14 protein-coding genes and 2 pseudogenes are annotated in these 18,922 nt (G+C 53.2%); 10 read left to right on the forward strand and 6 right to left on the reverse strand.

What is annotated here, in order from left to right; translation table 11 throughout:
* The first annotated feature begins 133 nt into the window (after positions 1-133).
* Positions 134-748: a recombinase family protein gene (locus QMX98_RS03335; protein WP_054890147.1), complete on the forward strand. Its 615-nt coding sequence runs from the start codon at positions 134-136 to the stop codon at positions 746-748.
* A gap of 242 nt (positions 749-990) precedes the next feature.
* Here QMX98_RS03335 and QMX98_RS03340 read toward each other — a convergent pair whose 3' ends face one another.
* Positions 991-1,491 carry an EAL domain-containing protein gene (locus QMX98_RS03340; RefSeq protein ID WP_195156992.1) on the reverse strand — a complete coding sequence of 167 codons (501 nt, stop codon included), beginning with the start codon at positions 1,489-1,491 and terminating at the stop codon, positions 991-993.
* Between the two features lie 726 nt (positions 1,492-2,217).
* Here QMX98_RS03340 and QMX98_RS03345 point away from each other — a divergent pair.
* The 7 genes and pseudogenes from QMX98_RS03345 to QMX98_RS03375 all read left to right on the forward strand — a co-directional run.
* Positions 2,218-3,534 (forward strand): PAS domain-containing methyl-accepting chemotaxis protein, encoded by a 1,317-nt coding sequence (locus QMX98_RS03345; protein WP_121404315.1) that lies wholly within the window; start codon positions 2,218-2,220, stop codon positions 3,532-3,534.
* Positions 3,535-3,782: 248 nt separating this feature from the next.
* The gene (locus QMX98_RS03350) at positions 3,783-4,067 is read left to right on the forward strand and encodes a hypothetical protein (RefSeq protein WP_054890144.1); all 285 of its coding nucleotides are present in this window, start codon (positions 3,783-3,785) and stop codon (positions 4,065-4,067) included.
* 90 nt (positions 4,068-4,157) lie between these two features.
* Positions 4,158-4,418: pseudogene (locus tag QMX98_RS03355) on the forward strand (transposase); the annotation flags it as partial.
* A gap of 157 nt (positions 4,419-4,575) precedes the next feature.
* Positions 4,576-5,151 (forward strand): recombinase family protein, encoded by a 576-nt coding sequence (locus QMX98_RS03360; RefSeq protein WP_121404317.1) that lies wholly within the window; start codon positions 4,576-4,578, stop codon positions 5,149-5,151.
* A gap of 4 nt (positions 5,152-5,155) precedes the next feature.
* Positions 5,156-6,793: a DDE-type integrase/transposase/recombinase gene (locus QMX98_RS03365; RefSeq protein ID WP_205577823.1), complete on the forward strand. Its 1,638-nt coding sequence runs from the start codon at positions 5,156-5,158 to the stop codon at positions 6,791-6,793.
* The gene (locus QMX98_RS03370) at positions 6,783-7,754 is read left to right on the forward strand and encodes an AAA family ATPase (RefSeq protein WP_063977281.1); all 972 of its coding nucleotides are present in this window, start codon (positions 6,783-6,785) and stop codon (positions 7,752-7,754) included. The genes QMX98_RS03365 and QMX98_RS03370 overlap by 11 nt, the downstream gene beginning before the upstream one ends.
* Before the next feature lie 175 nt (positions 7,755-7,929).
* Positions 7,930-8,595 (forward strand): annotated as a pseudogene (locus QMX98_RS03375) (Tn3 family transposase); the annotation flags it as partial.
* 35 nt (positions 8,596-8,630) lie between these two features.
* On the opposite strand, the gene QMX98_RS03380 reads toward QMX98_RS03375, so the two are convergent.
* The 4 genes from QMX98_RS03380 to QMX98_RS03395 are packed head-to-tail and all read right to left on the reverse strand — an operon-like array spanning position 8,631 to position 14,410.
* The gene (locus QMX98_RS03380; RefSeq protein ID WP_185710113.1) at positions 8,631-11,663 is read right to left on the reverse strand and encodes a conjugal transfer protein TraG N-terminal domain-containing protein; all 3,033 of its coding nucleotides are present in this window, start codon (positions 11,661-11,663) and stop codon (positions 8,631-8,633) included.
* Positions 11,663-13,090, reverse strand: a complete 1,428-nt coding sequence (locus QMX98_RS03385; RefSeq protein WP_010466363.1) for a conjugal transfer protein TraH — start codon at positions 13,088-13,090, stop codon at positions 11,663-11,665. Before QMX98_RS03385 ends, QMX98_RS03380 begins: the two co-directional genes overlap by 1 nt.
* Positions 13,074-14,105, reverse strand: a complete 1,032-nt coding sequence (gene traF / locus QMX98_RS03390) for a conjugal transfer protein TraF (RefSeq protein ID WP_185710112.1) — start codon at positions 14,103-14,105, stop codon at positions 13,074-13,076. The genes QMX98_RS03385 and traF overlap by 17 nt, the downstream gene beginning before the upstream one ends.
* Before the next feature lie 2 nt (positions 14,106-14,107).
* Positions 14,108-14,410: a hypothetical protein gene (locus tag QMX98_RS03395; protein ID WP_185710111.1), complete on the reverse strand. Its 303-nt coding sequence runs from the start codon at positions 14,408-14,410 to the stop codon at positions 14,108-14,110.
* A 320-nt stretch (positions 14,411-14,730) separates the two neighbouring features.
* Between QMX98_RS03395 and QMX98_RS03400 the strand changes: the two genes are divergently transcribed.
* Both QMX98_RS03400 and QMX98_RS03405 read left to right on the forward strand, forming a co-directional pair.
* Positions 14,731-16,650 carry a hypothetical protein gene (locus QMX98_RS03400; protein ID WP_282410256.1) on the forward strand — a complete coding sequence of 640 codons (1,920 nt, stop codon included), beginning with the start codon at positions 14,731-14,733 and terminating at the stop codon, positions 16,648-16,650.
* Between the two features lie 67 nt (positions 16,651-16,717).
* Positions 16,718-17,752: a phospholipase D family protein gene (locus QMX98_RS03405; protein WP_282410257.1), complete on the forward strand. Its 1,035-nt coding sequence runs from the start codon at positions 16,718-16,720 to the stop codon at positions 17,750-17,752.
* A 59-nt stretch (positions 17,753-17,811) separates the two neighbouring features.
* On the opposite strand, the gene QMX98_RS03410 is transcribed toward QMX98_RS03405, so the two are convergent.
* A complete protein-coding gene (locus QMX98_RS03410) occupies positions 17,812-18,837 on the reverse strand; it encodes a hypothetical protein (protein ID WP_185710108.1) in 1,026 nt (341 codons plus the stop codon).
* Between the last annotated feature and the right edge of the window lie 85 nt (positions 18,838-18,922).

Genomic DNA, 18,922 nt, shown 5'->3' on the forward strand with positions numbered 1-18,922 from the left:
TTGTCACATTACGAGCCTGAATGGCCGTTTGCAGGTCTTAGACTAAATGACGGGTTAAGTGACAGTTTTTGACGGCGAGAACTTTCTGGCTCACACTGTCACATAATCGAACGTATATGTGACAGGTGAAGAGATGTTGATCGGCTATATGCGGGTGTCGAAAGCGGACGGATCCCAATCCACCGATCTGCAGCGCGATGCACTGATCGGAGCTGGGGTGAGTCCTTCACATCTCTACGAGGATCTGGCTTCAGGCCGACGTGATGATCGACCGGGGTTGGCTGCTTGTCTGAAGGCGCTCCGTGAAGGCGACACGCTGCTCGTGTGGAAGCTCGATCGGCTCGGCCGCGATCTACGCCATCTGATCAACACCGTGCATGACCTGACTGCGCGTAGCGTGGGATTGAAAGTCCTGACCGGTCACGGTGCTGCGGTCGACACGACGACTGCAGCAGGCAAGCTTGTGTTCGGTATTTTTGCTGCGCTGGCCGAATTCGAGCGGGAGTTGATTTCCGAGCGCACGATGGCAGGATTGGCATCGGCACGAGCACGCGGCAGGAACGGCGGGCGGCCGTTCAAGATGACCGCAGCGAAACTGCGATTGGCCATGGCGGCGATGGGGCAGACGGAAACCGTGGTTGGCGATCTGTGTGAGGAACTCGGTGTCACTCGACAGACGTTGTACCGGCACGTCTCGCCAAAGGGCGAGTTGCGTCCAGATGGCTTGAAGTTGCTTTCACGGGGCTGATCTTGGCTTGGTGGCGAATGGCTCACTACGGCCAGCAGCGGAAATTCGAGAGCCGAACCACCATCTGACCTGGCATCGGCTTTGATAAATGATGTGCCGCTCCTTGATCTTTTTCGTCTACAGCATATCAACCAACTCAGAGCTGCCTGAGCAAAGCCGCTGCGACTCTACCTGCCGTATTTGCCGGTAGAGGTTTCTTGAGAAGCAGCATTACGATCGCCTTGGTTAAAGGGCCAAAGCCTCTAGCCCTTGTTGGGCAAGTACATCTTTTTCGGTTCAGCGAGCTGACTCAGCAAGGTTCCAAGTTGCTCCGCTGGCAGTGGGCGGGCATAGAGGAAACCCTGCAACAAATCGACGTTCAACTGCTGCAATATTTGCGCCTGACCCGCTGTTTCTACCCCTTCGGCGACCACGGTCAGCTGCATGCTATGCGCCATATCCGTGACCGCTCGGACGATCGCCTGATCGACGTGGTCGTCCGCAATGTTCATTACAAATGACCGATCAACCTTAAGCGTGTCGACCGGGAATCGCTTGAGATAAGCCAGAGAAGAGTAACCAGTACCAAAGTCATCAATCGAAATCTGGGCACCGAGATCGCGCAATGCCTGCAGCGTCGTGGCAGCGGCTTCTGGATCACACATCACCGCCGTCTCGGTCACCTCGAAGCCAAATTCGATGCGGGTTGGATCGAAGGTGTTGGCGCGGAAGTACATCCGCCGGATTTTTCCCAACATTTCCATGCTGATCACCCTGTGTTCTCCTGCTCGGAAAGTGAGCAGAAGCAGTTGAACACCTGGGTCAGTTTTCAGTCGGCAGAACAGCCTTTACTGGGTCAGTTTTCGGTCAGCGGCAACAGATTGTCGTCACTGGCTGCCTGTCCGGCGCCACAGGCTGTACAGCGCAGATAGATTCCGGTCAGCAGCCAGTGCCGCGAATGCTCCGCACCTGCTGACCAAGTGCTGAGGGCCCGCCGCTAGCCTCTCAGAGGCAATGACGGAAGCCCGCAGAATTCGGAAAAATCGTACGCGTGCGGCAATTGAGGGACGCATGACCGGCCAAGTCCACAACTACTTGGGCTTGTTAGTTCGTCTTCGTGATTTTCGCGGACACGAAAAGACACAAAAAACTACAGATCAACTCCTCGCGGTAATTTAGTGCCGTGCACACACGGCAGATGACTTTCACAGGTTTCTGCCCCACGGCGCTGGCCCTATCTCGCAAGTCTACATCAATCATTTGCCAGCGCCGCGAACGCTTAAGCCCTTGCTAATCCAGCGTTTGCGGTGCTACGGCGCTGGATATTAACCCTACAGTTCACCCGTTGAATTTACGTACCGGATCTAGCAGTCTGGGATCGTCGCTCATGGATAGTGGCATTGCGCAATCAACGGCCAATGGCTGTGGCTAGCAATCGAACAGAATAGGACAGCCCACCACGATCCCTCCTCTTCAAGGCTACCGACATCATGTTGTTCAACGCCTCTAAAAAAACCATTAATGCGCAGCAACAGACCATCGCCCTGCAAGCCAGTCAGCTCGAAGCCATCAACCGCTCAATGGCGGTCATCGAATTCGACCTGAATGGCATCGTCCTAGCGGCGAATGAGAATTTTCTTAAGACCATGGGGTATCGCTCAGAGCAAGTGCTTGGCCAGCCGCACCGGCAGTTCTGCCTGCCAGACTACGCGCGTAGCGGCGAGTACCAAGCCTTCTGGCAGCACCTCAAAAGCGGCCAGTTCGAATCAGGAACCTTTGAAAGAGTGGGTGCTAATGGCCAGCCAATTTGGCTGGAGGCCAGCTACAACCCGGTCAAGGACGAGCAGGGCAACGTGGTGAAGGTGATTAAATATGCGTTTGACGTCACGTTGAAGGTACAACACGAGAGCCAAACCAAAGGCAAGTTGCAAGCCCTCGACCGGGCCATGGGTATTATCGAGTTCAACCTGGACGGCAGTATTGTTGATGCCAACCAGAACTTCTTGAGTCTGGTCGGCTACAGCTTGGCCGAACTCAAGGGCAAGCACCATCGACTGTTCTGCAAGCCTGCACTGGCGAACAGTAGCGAATACCAGGACTTCTGGCGGCGACTGAATCAAGGCGAGTTTTTCAACGGACAATTTGAACGAGTCGACAAACGCGGGCAAACCCTGTGGCTGGAGGCCAGCTATAACCCGGTGTATGACGCCAGCGGGCAGTTAAGCAAAGTGGTGAAATTTGCCTCGGACGTCACCGCGATGGTTGAGAAGCATAAGCAGGACACTCTGAGCGCTAGTCAGGCGTATCACATCTCAGTCGAGACACGCCAAGCTGCCGAACATGGCACGGGGGTTATCCAGCAAGCAGCGAGCGAAATGCGGGAAATCGCCGCTAATATCGAGGATTCGTCAGTCATCATCGCCAAGCTCGGAGAGCGCTCTGAGCAGATTACCGCCATCGTCAAGACCATTCACGGGATTGCCGATCAGACCAACCTGCTGGCTTTGAACGCGGCCATCGAAGCCGCCCGAGCGGGTGAGCAGGGTCGTGGATTTGCGGTGGTGGCCGATGAAGTTCGGCAATTGGCCTCACGTACCAGCGGCTCGACGATGGAAATTTCCGGGATGGTTAACATGATCCAGAGCGAAACTCAGCTAGCAATCAAGAGCATGGACGTCACCCGTGAACGGGCGACCAAAGGTGTCGACTTGGCGAATCAGGCCGGTGCGGTGATCCAGCAGATTCGCGATGGAGCAAACGATGCGGTGCAGGCGGTGAGCATGCTTGCCCATGAGCGTGGTCAGTGAGCATGGCGCTTGATTTGCTGGAAGCCATGTCCAGATGTGCAGTCGTCTTTTGGAAATGACTGGCGGCAACCTGGCAGATTGAGCACTTACGCATAATGACGTTTTCGTTCAGTCGCCCCCACAAAAAAACCCACTCAGTGGGTTTTTTTTTCACCTGCTGTACGCCAGACATGGGGGGGCTGGCCTAGCCTTCACAGGGTGAGTGGTATGACGTACAGGCCACCCCTTACTCTATAAGGATCTGATCCATGTCAAGCGATCCAACTGACCGTAATGTGTTGAATTCTCCCGCCGCGTATGAGGCTGTTTTGGGGCTAAGCAGCGGGCAGACGGCACAGTGGGGGAACCTGCTGCTCAAGATTATCGAAGGCAGATCCCTGCACCAGGTGATGGAAGTGGCCGGTCGTGCTGAGGGGTATGCCTTGGGCTTACGCGATGCGGGAGTCATCACTGAAATTCAGCGTGATCGAATGGCATGTGTGGCCATGGCCGTGGCCGCTGAAAAAATCCAGAGTTTGCCTAACGATGCGTGAAGGTATCCATGAGGACGCGCTGCGATCTTGGGCCAGCCTGACAGACAAAGCGCTTAGCGTACGAAAATTTCCGTTTTCTCTATTAGCCCCAAGATTGCCCGCAGCGTCCATGAAGCCGCTCGTGATGTGGCTCGGCGCATCGCAGCAGCGACGCCGGAGTACGCGCGCTCTCGCCACGAATGTAAGAAAAGTGAAATGTTGTTTGCCCACCTCAAACGCATCTTGAAATTGGATCGCTTGCGACTACGTGGCATGAGTGGCGCAAGCGATGAGTTCACTCTGGCGGCAGCGGTACAGAACCTGCGGCGATTGGGCAAACTTGCTTTTCAAGGGCCGCCAGTTACGGGATAGGTGCACCTGCTGTGCAGTCCGCTTCTGATCCTCAGTGCTGTTGCCTTTTGAAAGCGACAGAATTGAAGCGATGGAGGTTTTGCAGCGTATCCAACTACAGTCTCCATCTTTCAGCATCCGACTACACTGAGTTATCGCTGAATAGTTGGACAACACCATGTTGATTGGATACGCCCGTGTCTCAACCGACGACCAACTCCTCGATCTGCAACGCGATGCGCTGGCGAAAGTCGGTTGCGAGCGCCTGTTCGAGGATACCGCCAGCGGCGCCAAGGCCGAGCGGGTCGGGCTGACTGCCTTGCTGGCCACGCTTCGCCGTGGCGACAACGTGGTGATTTGGCGCCTGGATCGCCTCGGACGCTCGCTGAAGGATTTGATCCGGCTGGTCGAGCAACTGGACGCCGCCGGCGTCGGCTTACGCAGTTTGCAGGAGAATATCGACACCGCCTCGATTGGTGGCCACCTGGTGTTTCACCTATTCGGTGCCTTGGCCGAATTCGAGCGCAACCTGATCCGCGAACGTACCCAAGCCGGTTTGTCCGCCGCGCGGGCTCGCGGCCGCAAGGGCGGCCGTAAGAAGCGGCTTGATCCGGCCAAACAGGAGATGGCCCTACGCCTCTATCACGAGCGGCAACACACGGTGGCGGAAATCTGCCGGATGATGGGCATCGGCCGCTCGACGCTCTACAACTACCTGACCGAGGCCGAGCGTGATGCCCAGCGGGCGGCGTAAAATCATTCCGACCGATTCGCTGATTCAATTGCGGCAGCGGCTCGACCGCCTGCCGAAGAAAAGCCCGGAACGAACTACCCAGGTGGCTGCGATAGCCGAGTTGTACGGCGTGTCCCCAAGCACCGTTTATCGGGCGTTGAACTTTATCCATAAACCCCACGCGGCCCATCGCGCCGACCACGGCAAGCCGCGCGTATTGCAGCAGGCCGAGCTGGAACGCTACTGCGAGCTGATCGCCGCGCTGAAACTGCGCACCACCAACAAGCAAGGGCGGCACCTGTCCACCCGCCGCGCCATCGAGCTGTTGGAGGAATACGGGGTGGAGACCGAGCAAGGCTTGGTCAAGCCCCCCCAAGGGGTACTGACCCGCAGCACGGTGAACGAATACCTCAGCCGCTGGCATCTGGATCAGTCACGGTTGTTGCGGCAACCGCCAGCCACGCGCTTTCAGGCGGAGCATAGCAACGACTGCTGGCAGTTCGACCTGTCGCCCTCCGACCTCAAACACCTCGACAAACCGGACTGGATCGACCCGGCCAGGGGTGAGCCAACGCTGATGCTGTTCAGCGTGGTGGACGACCGCAGTGGTGTGGCCTATCAGGAATACCATTGCGTGTATGGCGAAGACGCCGAGTCGGCGCTGCGCTTCCTGTTCAAAGCCATGTCACCGAAGGCGGACCCGACCTTTCCGTTTCAGGGCCGCCCCAAGATGCTCTACCTGGACAACGGCCCGGTGGCCAAGCGCCGCGTCTTCCAGAACGTCATGCAGGCACTGGGTATCGAATGGCAGACACACATCCCGGCCGGCAAGGATGGCACCCGTACCACGGCTCGCTCGAAAGGCAAGGTGGAGCGGCCCTTCCGCACCGTGAAGGAAGCCCACGAGACGCTGTATCACTTCCATAAACCGGAAACCGAAGCTCAGGCCAATGAGTGGTTGCTGCGCTATTTGGTGCGCACCTACAACACCCAGGATCACCGATCCGAACCGCATTCGCGGATCGAGGACTGGCTGGCTAACTTGTCGACCGAAGGTCTGCGTGAGATGTGCACCTGGGAGCAATTTTGCCGCTTCGCCCGTGAGCCAGAACGGCGCAAGGTCGGCGTCGATGCGCGCGTCACCATCGAGGGCACAGCCTACGAGGTGGAGCCCGACATGGCGGGCGAAACTGTAATGTTGCTCTGGGGCTTGTTCGATGATGAACTCTATGCCGAGTTCGAGGGGGAGCGCTTCGGACCTTACTACCCTGTCTCCGGACCAATTCCATTGCATCGTTACCGCGCTTTCAAACGCGGTAAGGCGGACGAGCGTTCTGATCGCATCCGCTCGCTGGCCGACCAGCTTGGCCTGCCCATCGCCGCATTGGCCGGTAACGATGTACGCCTGACACCTCCCGCCACGCCTATGGCACTGCTGCGCCAACCCTTCAATGCCGAGGCGCACGAATATCGGTTTCCCAGCACCATCGCCGCCAAGCTCGCCATTGCCGATGATTTGGCGCAGCCGTTGGCTAAGCTTTCACCCGACGATCAAGCCTTCATCCACCAGGTGCTGAGCGAAACCCTGACACGCCGTATTGTGTTGGAGCGCGTGCGGGGCTACTTCCGCCACAAGAAAGCAGGAGAAGAACATGCGGGCTGAAGTGATGCAGCACTACGGACTGTCGTTGCCACTGAACCAGGCCGGCTACTTTGAAACCGCCCACCATCAGCAGTTGATCAAGGATATCAAGGGGGCGATCTTCGAAGGACGGTTGATTGCACTGTGCGGCGTCATCGGCAGCGGCAAGACCGTGATGCTGCGCAGACTGCAACAAGCGATGGAAGAGGAAAAGAAGATCACTGTCTCCAAGTCTCTCGCCATTGAAAAGCACAGCATCAAGCTGGCTACTTTCATCGCAGCGCTGTTCTATGACCTCTCCACCGAGAAGCAGGTACGCATTCCCACCCTAGGCGAAAAGCGTGAGCGTGACCTGCGCGAGTTGGTAAGGAAGAACAAGCGTCCAGTCGCTCTGTTCGTCGATGAGGCCCATGACCTCAACGGTCATACCCTGACCGGCTTGAAACGCTTGATGGAGCTGGTCGAGGATGGCAACGGGCGGCTGTCGATTGTGTTGGCCGGGCACCCTAAGCTACGTAACGACCTGCGCCGACCAACGATGGAGGAAATCGGCTACCGCACCGACATCTTCTCGCTCGACGGCATCACCGGCAGTCAGAGGGAATACATTCATTGGCTGCTGGAAACCTGCACCGAGGGAAAGGTCGAACCCGAGTCGATCCTGACCGAAGACGCCATTGACCTGCTCGCCACTAAGCTGCGCACGCCACTGCAAATCCAACTGCATCTCAGTTTAGCCTTGGAAGCGGGCTACCTGACCGGCGAGAAACCCGTGTCGGCAGATCTCGTGCTCTCGGTGCTGTCGCGCCAACTGGATGACCTGGAGCCGACCCTCACGCGTCACGGTTACCGCATCAAGGACCTGGTGGAACAGTTCGATGCCAGGCCCACGGAGATCAAGGCGTTGTTCAGCAACACGCTCGACCCGACTCGGGCCGTCGAATTACGCGACAAGATGCTGGCAGCGGGCTTACCGATCTGAGCCCCGTCATTTGCAGTTAATGCTGGTTGGCGACGATGGAATGCAGGTCGGTGCGGATCAATGCAGGTTCATTCGCAGCTAACGCTGGTTTGCAGGACCGGACAGTCGCAGTTAATCCTGGTCGGAAAACGCCTTGATTGCAGGTCGGGGAGTTTTCAAATGCAGGCCGTTACAGCTAGGCTTCCGCTTCGCGCCGCGCATCCGCGACCTCGGCGAAACCAAGCTGTACGTGCCGCAGGGCGTGCAAGCCTACCCGACGTTGCGCCCGCTGATCGGCGGCACCCTGAACATCAAGCACGTGCGTGCCCACTGGGACGACATCCTGCGCCTGGCCAGCTCGATCAAGCAGGGCACCGTCACCGCCTCGCTGATGCTGCGCAAGCTCGGCAGCTACCCGCGCCAGAACGGACTGGCCGTGGCCCTGCGCGAGCTGGGCCGGATCGAGCGCACGCTGTTCATCCTCGACTGGCTGCAAAGCGTCGAGCTGCGCCGTCGCGTGCATGCCGGCCTGAACAAGGGTGAAGCGCGCAACTCCCTGGCCAGGGCGGTGTTCTTCAACCGCCTCGGCGAAATCAGGGATCGGAGCTTCGAGCAGCAGCGCTACCGGGCCAGCGGCCTCAACCTGGTGACGGCGGCTATCGTGCTGTGGAACACAGTGTATCTGGAACGCGCCACCCAGGGGCTGGTCGAGGCTGGTAAGCCGGTGGACGGCGAGCTGCTGCAATACCTGTCGCCGCTGGGTTGGGAACACATCAACCTAACCGGCGATTACGTCTGGCGGCAGAGCCGCCGGCTTGAAGACGGGAAGTTCAGGCCGCTACGGTTGCCCGGAAAACCTTAGCGTACGATTTTTTCCGTTTTCTCTATTCGCCCCTTTTACTGACCCGAGCGCGGGATACTCAAACTCATGCGATCTGTAACCGAATCACGATCGTTTAACGTACGAATATCCGCGAGCTGTGCTCCTGACCCGTTATCGTGCAAGCCAGCTTGAATCAGTTGCTGGTACATGCCGTCACGCAAGTCATGGTCCATTCCAACCGAATCCGCATAAGCGTCCCAGTGATCTTTGGAGTTGTCACCGAAACCACCAACACGCGCAGTCGCAAAGACTTCAGCTTGCGCGTCATTCAACCCCAGGTGGCGGCCTTCCTCAAGGTATTCCTCCCTGTTACCTCGCATCCCAAGTGTGCTACCAATGTTGTTGGTGATACCAGCAATCCCCCCGCCGGAGGACTCCCCAAAGTCATGCACGTCCTTGGCCAGGCCACGAATACGACTCTCGGCTTGATCAGCTGCAGGTTTCATAGCTGATTGGCCGTACACCTGCGCGTCGTTTTCCACCACCGGCTGCATGCGCTGGTACTCACCACCAGGATTGGAATTATGGATCGCAGCATCTTTCCTTCCAGCGAATGAAGAATTGAAGCTGGACGTATCAACAGAATGGCCAGCACGCTGCGTTTCTCCCTCGAGGTTACCGGTGGCAGGTGCTCGAAGATTTGCATAGCGATCGTAATCAACAGCTGGACCGTCAAGCGACGAAAAATCACCATGCTTAGCAAGTGTCATTAGAGCAGCAGCAGCGTCAGCTCGACGAGGATCAAGCATTGTGTTGCTCAATTGGCGCTGATGCTCCTGGAACTCTTCACCGTACTTGTTCATCGCATCGGAAACGACAGCACCATCGCGACCCTCACCAACAACCTTACCTGCCCAGGAATCCAATTTAAAATTCTCACTGTAGCCGGCGGACCGCACAAAGGATTCAGCTTGTTGGAACGCCTTCTGATCGGATAGCGTTTGCTGAGCTGATTTAGAAAGACTCTCCTGATCTGATTTGGAGACACCAGCTCTCTCTGAATGGTCAAAATTTTGAGCGAGGTTATAACCCTGTGTACGATTCAAAGAGTTGGCAATTCTCTCGCCAAGAACGGCTTTTACCGCATTATTAACGTTCTCTGAGCTGTTCATGTTGTCAGATCTGGACGACTGACTGGTATTGGATGCATCCACACCACCGCTAACACCCACCCCAGCACTCCCTCCAGTTCCGCCTGGTGCTTCGGCCTTAGCACTTAGCCCCGCGGTACCAGAGGCACCGCCACGCAAAGCGACACTGGCAATGCCGGCCTCAATTTGAGTCGAGGAGTACCCTTGCTGCCGTAACTGGTCGATACCGGCTTGAAAGCCAGCATCGCTATTCATTCCAAAGGAGCTCTGCAAACCACGGCCAACTGCTGCCTGGTCACCAATGCTGTTTGAACTGTCAAGTTGACGGCCGTAGGCGCTGGTAAGTTGTTTCGAGAAACTTTCAGCGGAAGCTTCGGCACGAGTGCGCGTGCTGGAGAGCCCCTCGCTCATCATTGAGCCTACCGAAATATCGCCGCGTTGATTTTCTGAACCATTAATACGCAGACCTTTGTCGTAATCACTGGTAGCGAAAGGCGTCGTCTGAAGCCCTGCTGCAGGCGTGATGACGTCTGGAGAAGCTATTTTTTCGTTGATCTGATCGGAACCGTTCATACGCCCGGCGATACCAGATGCAGCGATGGCGGTTCCCGAAACAAGAAACAAGCAGATTGCTGGCACTGACGACGCCATCAGGCCTGCAACGCCAACAGCTTGCTCAAGGGCTGGCTGCATTTGCTTCAGCATCTCAAAAGATACAGCCGCACCGCCCACGTCAAATGACGAGGTATTCAACAATCCCTGCATCACCGACGCGGTGGAGGAAACCGTATATAAATTCACGATGGACAGCGCCGGCATCCACAGCACCATCCATGCGAGCAGCATCATGTACTTACCGATTAGGCTAATGCCAAAACCTCCCATAGCAATTAAGAACGCCATTAGGGGGGTGATCGCATAGATCAAACCTTCAAAGAACGTCATAAAGGGCCGAACGTACTTCGTGAACATCGTACCTTCTGCTGCCCACTGAGTGTTTTGCTGAGCTTGGGCCTGACTCATCATCACCGCATAACTACCCTGAAGATCCTCAACCGCCTTTTGACCAGGTGCTTGAGTGAAAATCGGGTAAAGGATAGAAGCCATCGTGAACGCGCGGGCATCCATCGAGGAAAGGTTTAAAGCATAAAGAGCATCACCGATCCGTGTGGTGACGTCATCACCACTCACAACCTTGCCTGGACGCTGGAAACCGGCCGTAGCCACTTCCTCCATCACGTTGTCAGCTGACGAATTGGTAGCAGAGACCAAAGCGCTATGAGCATCTGAACAGCTCAACGTCCGGCCGCCGGCGGTGCCATCAAAAATTTGTGTGTAATAGACGTTGCTGGAGAATTTCGCTGATTGCATTGGATCGTTGCTACGAGCGACATTCGCATAAACCGTCATGTCGTCCCCCATGCCGGCGAGGGTGCATTCGCGAAAGTAATTGGACCAGGATGAAAGTAGGTCCTGATTGACGGTACCACCGTTTGTAAAAGCAGGTATCGACATCAAATTGCCCGTCACCGACCGAACTCTCATAAGTGTCTCGATAGGGTCAGCAAAACCATAATTTGTCATCGAAGGTGTAGAGAACGCCTGCTCCATCAGGTGAGTGATGTTGTAGCCGACGTTGGAAATGGTCGAGCCAACCATCAGCGGCCCCAACGGAACATTGTCTACGACCGTGACGGTGCCGTCATAGACGTCTTCGATGATTGCGCGTCCGGAAGGACCATACATTGCCAGATAGAGGATTAAGCAAACACCAACCTGGTGGAATGGAATCGCCTGATTTTTATAAACAGCCTGGAAACCAAGAAAAAGCGCGCCAATCAAAAAACCAATTTTGGCCAAAGACTCAACATCACCGGTGCCGCAGATCATGGCCACGGCATTTAACACCTCTTCAAGGTAGGAGGCTGAACCTACCGAATAGATAGTGAACTCCATTACTGAGCCCTCACAGAGCGATTTCCCATAGTCGCAATAAAGTTCGGAGGCGGTATAACTTCCATGCGGACAGTCCAGTCCTTATACATGTCATTATCGTTACCGTATTTAGCTTGAAGTGCCAGATGTTCCGAGGTTAAACGATCACGTGCGTCGACAATAAAATCTCGACTCTTCTCGCCTAATTGATCAACCATTTTCCCCCGTTGAAGCACAGATTCAGCGGTATTAATGTAGGACGATGTGAGCGAATAAGCCCCTTCCAAAGCAAGCATTTTGGCGTGTGCGGCGACAAATCCCTTAGCCATCGACTCACTTCGCTGAGCAATGCGTTGAATCATCGCGGAGAAACCAGCTTTCTGCAGTGCGCTAATAACAGCTACTTCATCTGCATTGAAAGAACCAACATTGGTTGCCCACTTATAAACGATACCTGGAGAGTTCGAATTGCCATTGAATGACTTAACGATCTTTTCGGCAAGACCATCGAATGCAATTTGCTGGCTCTTGATCTCCATGCATGCAGCTTCATCTGCAGAACAGTCGTAGATCGAGACTTGTTCTTCTTTTTTCCCCTCTACAATATCTTGGAGTGTAATACCCGTCGGACCGAAATACTGAGTCTCAGGGACTTTTCCCTTACCGTCTTCGGAATCAGTCAGAGACTTGATAATTACGGTGCCCGTAAAAGACATGATCATTTCATCAGTCTGCCTTGAACCGTATGTGAAGAAACTTCTTGCGCCATACTGCTCCATGGAGCACCAGAGAACGTTGCCGATATCTTCGCAGGACTTAAAATGCCCAGCATCATTTTGCTGTTCTTTAGGAGATTTCGAAGTCAGGCTCCCAGGCATAAGAGAAGCAAACGCATCGCCCACACCCGAAGTGACGTTGATGTTGGCTGCGCGCATTGTTTCCTTAGAAGTGAACGAACTGAATGCGTCAGTCACCAAGCCTTGCGCGAGTTGGCAGGAGTTAGACATCAAACTGTTGATGTCCTGCATAACCTCTTGGAGATTCTGAATAACGTTATGAACTGTAGGGCCCATAGCATTCAGTGCAAGCTTGAATGCGTAGCCAGATGCAACGCCAACGGCGTTAGACGCAACAGATCGGAGCGATTGAACGAATTGTTGTGCGTTGATAAACGAGAAAGACCCCGCAAACATATCGATCCCGCCACACCCAGCCTGAAATGACGGTGGTCTGAAGGAGACAATGGGTGTGGTTGAGATCTTATTGCGAACTCGTAAGGAGCCCCCGGTGATGACGCCTCGTGTAGCTGTCTCATAAGCACCGGCGTCGGTAACGTTCGACATCGAATCAAACATTGAGTCGAGTTGAGACTGTATATCCGCATGCGCACCAAGCGGCGCTAAACCCAATAGCGCAGCAAGGATTAAGGTATTACTCTTCAGTCTCATTGTGAGGCTCCCCATCAATAGCCTTGCGTGCCAATTTCTTTTTCATTGCTTCAACGAATTTCTCAGGATTGCTCAGAAGATCTTCGTCAATGCCGTCGTTATCATCTAGGGATAACAGTCCGTTATCGAAGAATGGTTGTGTACTGTCAAACGTCTTCTTATCAATAAGACCTGTATCACGCGCAGCAATTAAAATTCGATTAAACAATACGTCAAGCGTAATTGCGCCATAGCCGACTATTTCAGTCTTGTTTGGAGGAATAGCAAGCGCTAAAGCCGGAGTTTGAAACACTTCGAGTTTTTTAGACTGACCATCGTCAATACGATAATCAGGAAAAGCGTTGTTATCTAAAGGCTTACCATCGACAGAGACTGGGATAATATTTATTCCAGTGGATGTTGTCAGTGATTGCAAGACACTGGCTTGTTCAGCGCAGAGAATGCAGTTCGATTTAAAAAAGAAAAATAGCCCAACCTTGTTTCCAAGACTTCGAAGAACCTTGTCTTTATTTGATGTAACTTCCCGATTTAGAGCATTAGCTGCGTAAGTTGCAACTGGACGACGACTATCCTCATCCAGGAATGGATCCTTCATGATTACTCTCGACGATGCTTCAGAGAACTGTGAGGCTTTGTCCATCATGACGCGCTGCAAGTAATAATAGGCCTGAACGTTAGAGTCGGTCGGGTTATCAATTGCTCGATCACGATAGACAGGGAGGTTTTTCTTAATCCACGCCACGCTGAAAACCTCCGGACCTTTTGGCGCAGGAGGTTCTTGTTTTTCCGGTTCTTTCTCAGGAGCTGGGGCAGGAGGAGGAGGGGAGGGAGGCTTTAAAGGCTCCTCAGGAATCTCCTCAGGAGGATCTTTGTACCAAAACCAGCCTTCTGCCTTCCCCTTATAGAAATTTCCACTTCCTGCAGATGGCAGAGAAGGTTCTTCCTGAGTATCCGCTTTAACTGAATGAGCTAGCGAAATTAACAGAGCCGAAGCTAATGCTAATGAAACCCGCATATTCAACTTCCTTGCCCAAGATAAGTGGCGACTGCAGCAGTTCCATATACCCAGAATCTGCCCTTTTTTTTCCGTGCTGGGTTGATCACCTTCACCCACGCCAGGTGTTGATATTGAGCATTACCGATTTTTTTCCTGAAGTAATTTTCGGAATAATTAAGCTCGCGAGAGACCTGTTCGCTCGTCATGTAATCGCCGTACAGGGCAGATAAGCGCTTAAGGGTTTCTTCAAGAAGTTTTTCGTAGTTTATGGCCACAACCGCAGCTGAGGACTGCTGTCCATGGTCAGACGTGAGTTGAAGCATCGCAGCACCGCATTGTTGATCTGATGCCTTAATGCTATTGACCGAGCGCCTCTGACGGAGGCCAATTGGCACCCTGCCGGGGTACGGAACTCGTCATGTCTTAATTGTCTACGTTACGCAGCCCGAGCCGATGAAATGTCAGACCTGGCCCTATCAACCTTAGGATTTAGATAAAAAATCGACATCAAGCATTTATCGTCTACGTTATGTCGAGCAGCGCGTTTTCTAACGAGATTAATTTCTGAGACATGTACCAGGCGCTGCACAGCCTCTTGAGATAAACTCAACATTTAATGTCTACGTTATGCAGGAAGACCAGTATGGCCAAGTCGAAGGTAGTGGAGGCCGAAATCAGCGCTGAGCACGTTCGCATAGACGGCGGTACAGACATGCTAGTCAAGTGCACCTTGATGGATTCTCAGATCAAGTGGATGGCTTACCGATCGACAAGCGATTCCGCATGCGTAGTCCATCAGCACATCAAGCGAGATCAGGGGAGGAGGGGGACGTGCCTCAATACCAAACCTGCACCTGTACCAGTCGAAAGCATTGAGAGGAAAAGAACCTTTCTATCAACGACCAGAACAGCGATGACAACCGCCAAATATGCCTTTAAAGCAGAATACTCAGACGCCTTCGCTGACTTTCTTCTTCTGAAAGGCGACGATGAATATACGCGACAACATATCGTCAACCTTAAAAGGGCATGGCGCATCCACGAGCTAATTTGGCCCAAAGAAAAAGGCCATGACGGTGGCAGATTCCTAGCTCGACTATCCTGCACCAGGAGTGACAGTTACAGCTTTGCGACCACGCAATTTGTTCTAGAGGCGGCCCGGTTTGGACAGATCGGCCTTCGTAGTCTAGATCCCCGCGGTTACTCACCAGAACCTGAATATGACAAGAAAATTATCGAAGGGATTTCCAATGCTCTGCTGAATGATAATCAACGCATCCTTTCAATGCTCTTGGTTGATCTCGAAAGCGGAATTGAAAACGCCAGAGACGCGCAAATTGTGTTCGACCGCCGGCGCAAAGAACTCGGTGACGGATTTACGTATCTCGACCTGCAACGACCAAATTCAGTTCGACAAAAGGGCGGTGATCTTGAAGCCCGATTGGAGGTCGTCCATTCGTACGATGGGCGACTAGCGCAAGCATTCTTGATGAAAAACGACGAATTCTGGTTCGTTCTACTCGTCTCGCAAAATGTTTTTGGCAAGGAAAAGATGGCCAAGATCACAGGAGGGAACGGGCACTACAAGGAGGTTGTATTCACCACTCCTATCGAAACAGCGCGACGTTTGCTTGGCCTAGCATCATCAGAAAAGACCGAGGCAGAAGCCAGAATTGAGCTCCAAAAAACGGTTGATCGCGATTTCCAACGGTTGCTGACCGAACACAGCTCTAGGGCTCTAATCACCATCTGCGAAATTGCTGAATTAGAGAGCGGAGGTGCTGCAGCCTTCTACTCAGTCCTACCATCAACTCCGATGAGCTTGCCGGCTAATTGTCCGCGGCCGATCTATCGAATCAAGGTGCTACAACCTAAAAATCCCAAAGATGGCACCAAAAAAATCTACAGTCTCACGACCCTCCCATCAGGCAAAGATTCATCTGCATTTAATGGAAAGGCACCTAGCGATTTCCTTACTTTTCTGCGGGATGCCATCACCCCAAGTCGATACAGCGAAGCCATCAAATATCTTCAGGATAACGTGTTCCATGATGACCCTGGATACAACCAGCTGGCCGATGCTAGCAGGGCATGGAGAGCCCTCACTGCAGGAGGCAAGTCGACACAGGTTGATGGCTTGGTATGCCCGGTGGGGGCACCAGTTCTAGAGCGCCTTGGTCAAATGGCTGTAGATCGTGAACTGAATAAAATTAGACAAGGAATCGAGGATGGCTACTGGGAGGAGGAATACCTTAAGGAGGTCATCGCGAAGCTAGACAAGCTGAAAAGCCTTCCTCCAGAAATTAATGAATGTATTAAGTCTCACACAAAGCAGCACGCGCGTAACGTGGACAATATTTTGCCGATCCTCACGGCAACCAAAAAGCGTGGCCGCCCCCCAAAGACCTGGGAAAGCGACGAAGCGAAAGCAATTGCACGTCGGGAAGCGAAGGCCCAGTGGGCCAGAGAAGCGCGAGGGGCAGGTAAGCTCAAAGAACCAAAAGAACGAGTTGCCGCTCGACAAGCACAGTGGCGCATACGTAATGCGGATCGCGACGAGTAGGCAACGGGCGCATCAACTATTGTTATCACTGCCAGATATGCATTATACCAATCAATAAGGATTCTCAATGTTTATTGGGCCCGACCAGTATCAGGATTTTATTCGCTCTATGGTTGCTAGCGAGGACCGGTTGGACGTCGCCGTGGCATTTTGGGGGAGGGGTGCCGAAGAGTTAATTCATCCCAAGCGGAACAAACCACTCCGTATTGTTTGCAATCTCAGAAGTGGCGGGACAAACCCCGCGGTTATCAAAAAGTTGGTCGCTCGCGCAAAAAAATTAAAACATGTTCAAATCCTTCAGTGCGATCGCCTTCACGCAAAAGTAATCGTCGGGCCATCCCAGGCTATCATCGGATCAGCGAATCTATCAGCAAACGGCTTAGGTTTTGAAGGATCAGAACTCGCCCATTGGTTGGAAGCAGCAATCCACACCACCGAAAAATCGGAGGTTGGTTCAGCACAGAAATGGTTTGAACAGCTTTGGTCGTCGAGAGACACACGAGAAATAACCAACCAGGACCTGATAGACGCAGCAGAGGCATACAAGAGAAATCGTAACGGTCGCCCGGATTACGGAAAAAAGGGGCCATTCTCTTTTGAAAATTATTCGATCTCTGACCTCGAGGGAAGGGATGCTTTTGCGTTGCTCTATACGTCGAGGCCAGGCCCCGAGGCGGACGCTCGCAAGGAGCAACACGACAAACAGGAAACCCTGGAACATGGTGACGGTGCTGGAGGTGGGGAGGGGACCGAACGATGGGCATTTGAGACATGGCCAGACTTGCTTGACACCACAGACAAGAATGAATATCTGTGCGTTTTTTGGGACGATCGAAAGCGTCTAAGGGTCGACGGCGCGTGCCGCATGACAGATACGAAACTCAAATTCATCTACGAAGAGGATGGAAGCGATGGCTGGGTGGATCTAGCAAAGCCTGCGGTCACGCTGCTCGGCCGCCGGCTTACCACCGGTGATTGCAAGAGGCTTACTACGGAAATCAGGCCAAAATTTGAGGCCGTCTGGAATGCGTCGGAGATACTGGATGAGGATGCCAGGAGAATCCACCTTTCCATCCTTCTAAGCATTCTTCAATCTGAGTAAACGTGTTAGCAGCCTGTATTAACTCAACCAAAGAGCTTTAGTTGAGTTATCTTCTTTAGCTACTTTAGGAAGAGGGGATCAGTCTCTGCGGTGTATGGAATATCTACCAATAATCGATCACCTTGTGTTTTTATGAATAATCCAGCCCTGCAAACCAAATCATCAATAATTCCTGCTATTAAAAAAAATCTCGCTGTATCAGTCCATTTTCCAAAGTCTTTAGCGATTTCCTGGCAAGCATCACCGAGCCTTTCGAAATACGGCAAAAACCAATGGCCATGCAGGGCTAACGCTGTTTTTTCCGAATTATGCCACGGTATCCCCAGGCCTTGAAGATTGCCGAGGTGATAGGCCGCGAACTTTAACAATGTGCCGTAACAACCGTATATTTCTCCTAAAACCTGCTCAACCGACTGATGCCTTCTGAATTCCAAAATCAGCTTATTAGATTGCTCATCGACTAGAGCCAAGTCGTTTAGAAAACTGTTTTCGTAGGATTCAGTTTGGCTTTCACCGAATGGCGCAGAAATCATCGTAACTGCATACTCATCCCAAACTGATAAAATCACTTTCCACTGAAGCTGCTCTAGAATCGGCCCATATTTAGGCCGTAGCAGTACATTTGGAAAGCATCGATCGAATGCATTCGTCACTTCAACATGACCACACTCATGAGCTAAAACATGGATTGCGTGAGCTCGACCCTCGGCATCGTCCAATTCAAGAAGAGGCCAAATGTGTCCTGCATTTACGACGATATGCGATTTCAGAACGTCGCCTCGCAAGACGGCAGGTGTCATGGCGACTCCGGCAACATGCGAGTTCGTAGCGGTCAATTTGAAGGTCGTTTCGTAACCGCGATCCAGTTCAAGCAGTGCCTGGTTGTAGTCCACAGCAATCGTGACGCCATCTAGGCCGCTTAGATCGAATTTGTTGCCTAAAACACGAACAACTTCACCGGTGATCGTAGCAAGACGAGTTGCTGAATCGACGTCACTAAAACCTCTCGCGCTGATACCGAAATTTGGTGTCATGGACGTGAGCTGGTTGAGGGTGTCAGCGGAAGTATCCTGCGAGTCATCCATGATGATTACTCCTTCGATGGTTAGAGCAGCCTGTGTGATCCAAACCGTTTCCGTCAAGCCGTACCTGCCAATCTGCTGCCGTTTG

It is taken from the genome of Pseudomonas sp. PS02303 (genome assembly GCF_029959925.1).
In the GTDB taxonomy this organism is placed as follows: Bacteria; Pseudomonadota; Gammaproteobacteria; order Pseudomonadales; family Pseudomonadaceae; genus Aquipseudomonas; species Aquipseudomonas mandelii.

Excerpts from the sequence above, each read along its gene's own strand:
- QMX98_RS03345 (WP_121404315.1), top strand. The coding sequence starts at position 2,218 with ATGTTGTTCAACGCCTCTAAAAAAACCATTAATGCGCAGCAACAGACC.
- QMX98_RS03405 (WP_282410257.1), top strand. The coding sequence starts at position 16,718 with ATGTTTATTGGGCCCGACCAGTATCAGGATTTTATTCGCTCTATGGTT.
- traF (WP_185710112.1), bottom strand. The coding sequence starts at position 14,105 with ATGCGGGTTTCATTAGCATTAGCTTCGGCTCTGTTAATTTCGCTAGCT.
- QMX98_RS03395 (WP_185710111.1), bottom strand. The coding sequence starts at position 14,410 with ATGCTTCAACTCACGTCTGACCATGGACAGCAGTCCTCAGCTGCGGTT.
- QMX98_RS03350 (WP_054890144.1), top strand. The coding sequence starts at position 3,783 with ATGTCAAGCGATCCAACTGACCGTAATGTGTTGAATTCTCCCGCCGCG.
- QMX98_RS03360 (WP_121404317.1), top strand. The coding sequence starts at position 4,576 with ATGTTGATTGGATACGCCCGTGTCTCAACCGACGACCAACTCCTCGAT.
- QMX98_RS03370 (WP_063977281.1), top strand. The coding sequence starts at position 6,783 with ATGCGGGCTGAAGTGATGCAGCACTACGGACTGTCGTTGCCACTGAAC.
- QMX98_RS03410 (WP_185710108.1), bottom strand. The coding sequence starts at position 18,837 with ATGGATGACTCGCAGGATACTTCCGCTGACACCCTCAACCAGCTCACG.
- QMX98_RS03400 (WP_282410256.1), top strand. The coding sequence starts at position 14,731 with ATGGCCAAGTCGAAGGTAGTGGAGGCCGAAATCAGCGCTGAGCACGTT.
- QMX98_RS03380 (WP_185710113.1), bottom strand. The coding sequence starts at position 11,663 with ATGGAGTTCACTATCTATTCGGTAGGTTCAGCCTCCTACCTTGAAGAG.
- QMX98_RS03335 (WP_054890147.1), top strand. The coding sequence starts at position 134 with ATGTTGATCGGCTATATGCGGGTGTCGAAAGCGGACGGATCCCAATCC.
- QMX98_RS03385 (WP_010466363.1), bottom strand. The coding sequence starts at position 13,090 with ATGAGACTGAAGAGTAATACCTTAATCCTTGCTGCGCTATTGGGTTTA.
- QMX98_RS03340 (WP_195156992.1), bottom strand. The coding sequence starts at position 1,491 with ATGGAAATGTTGGGAAAAATCCGGCGGATGTACTTCCGCGCCAACACC.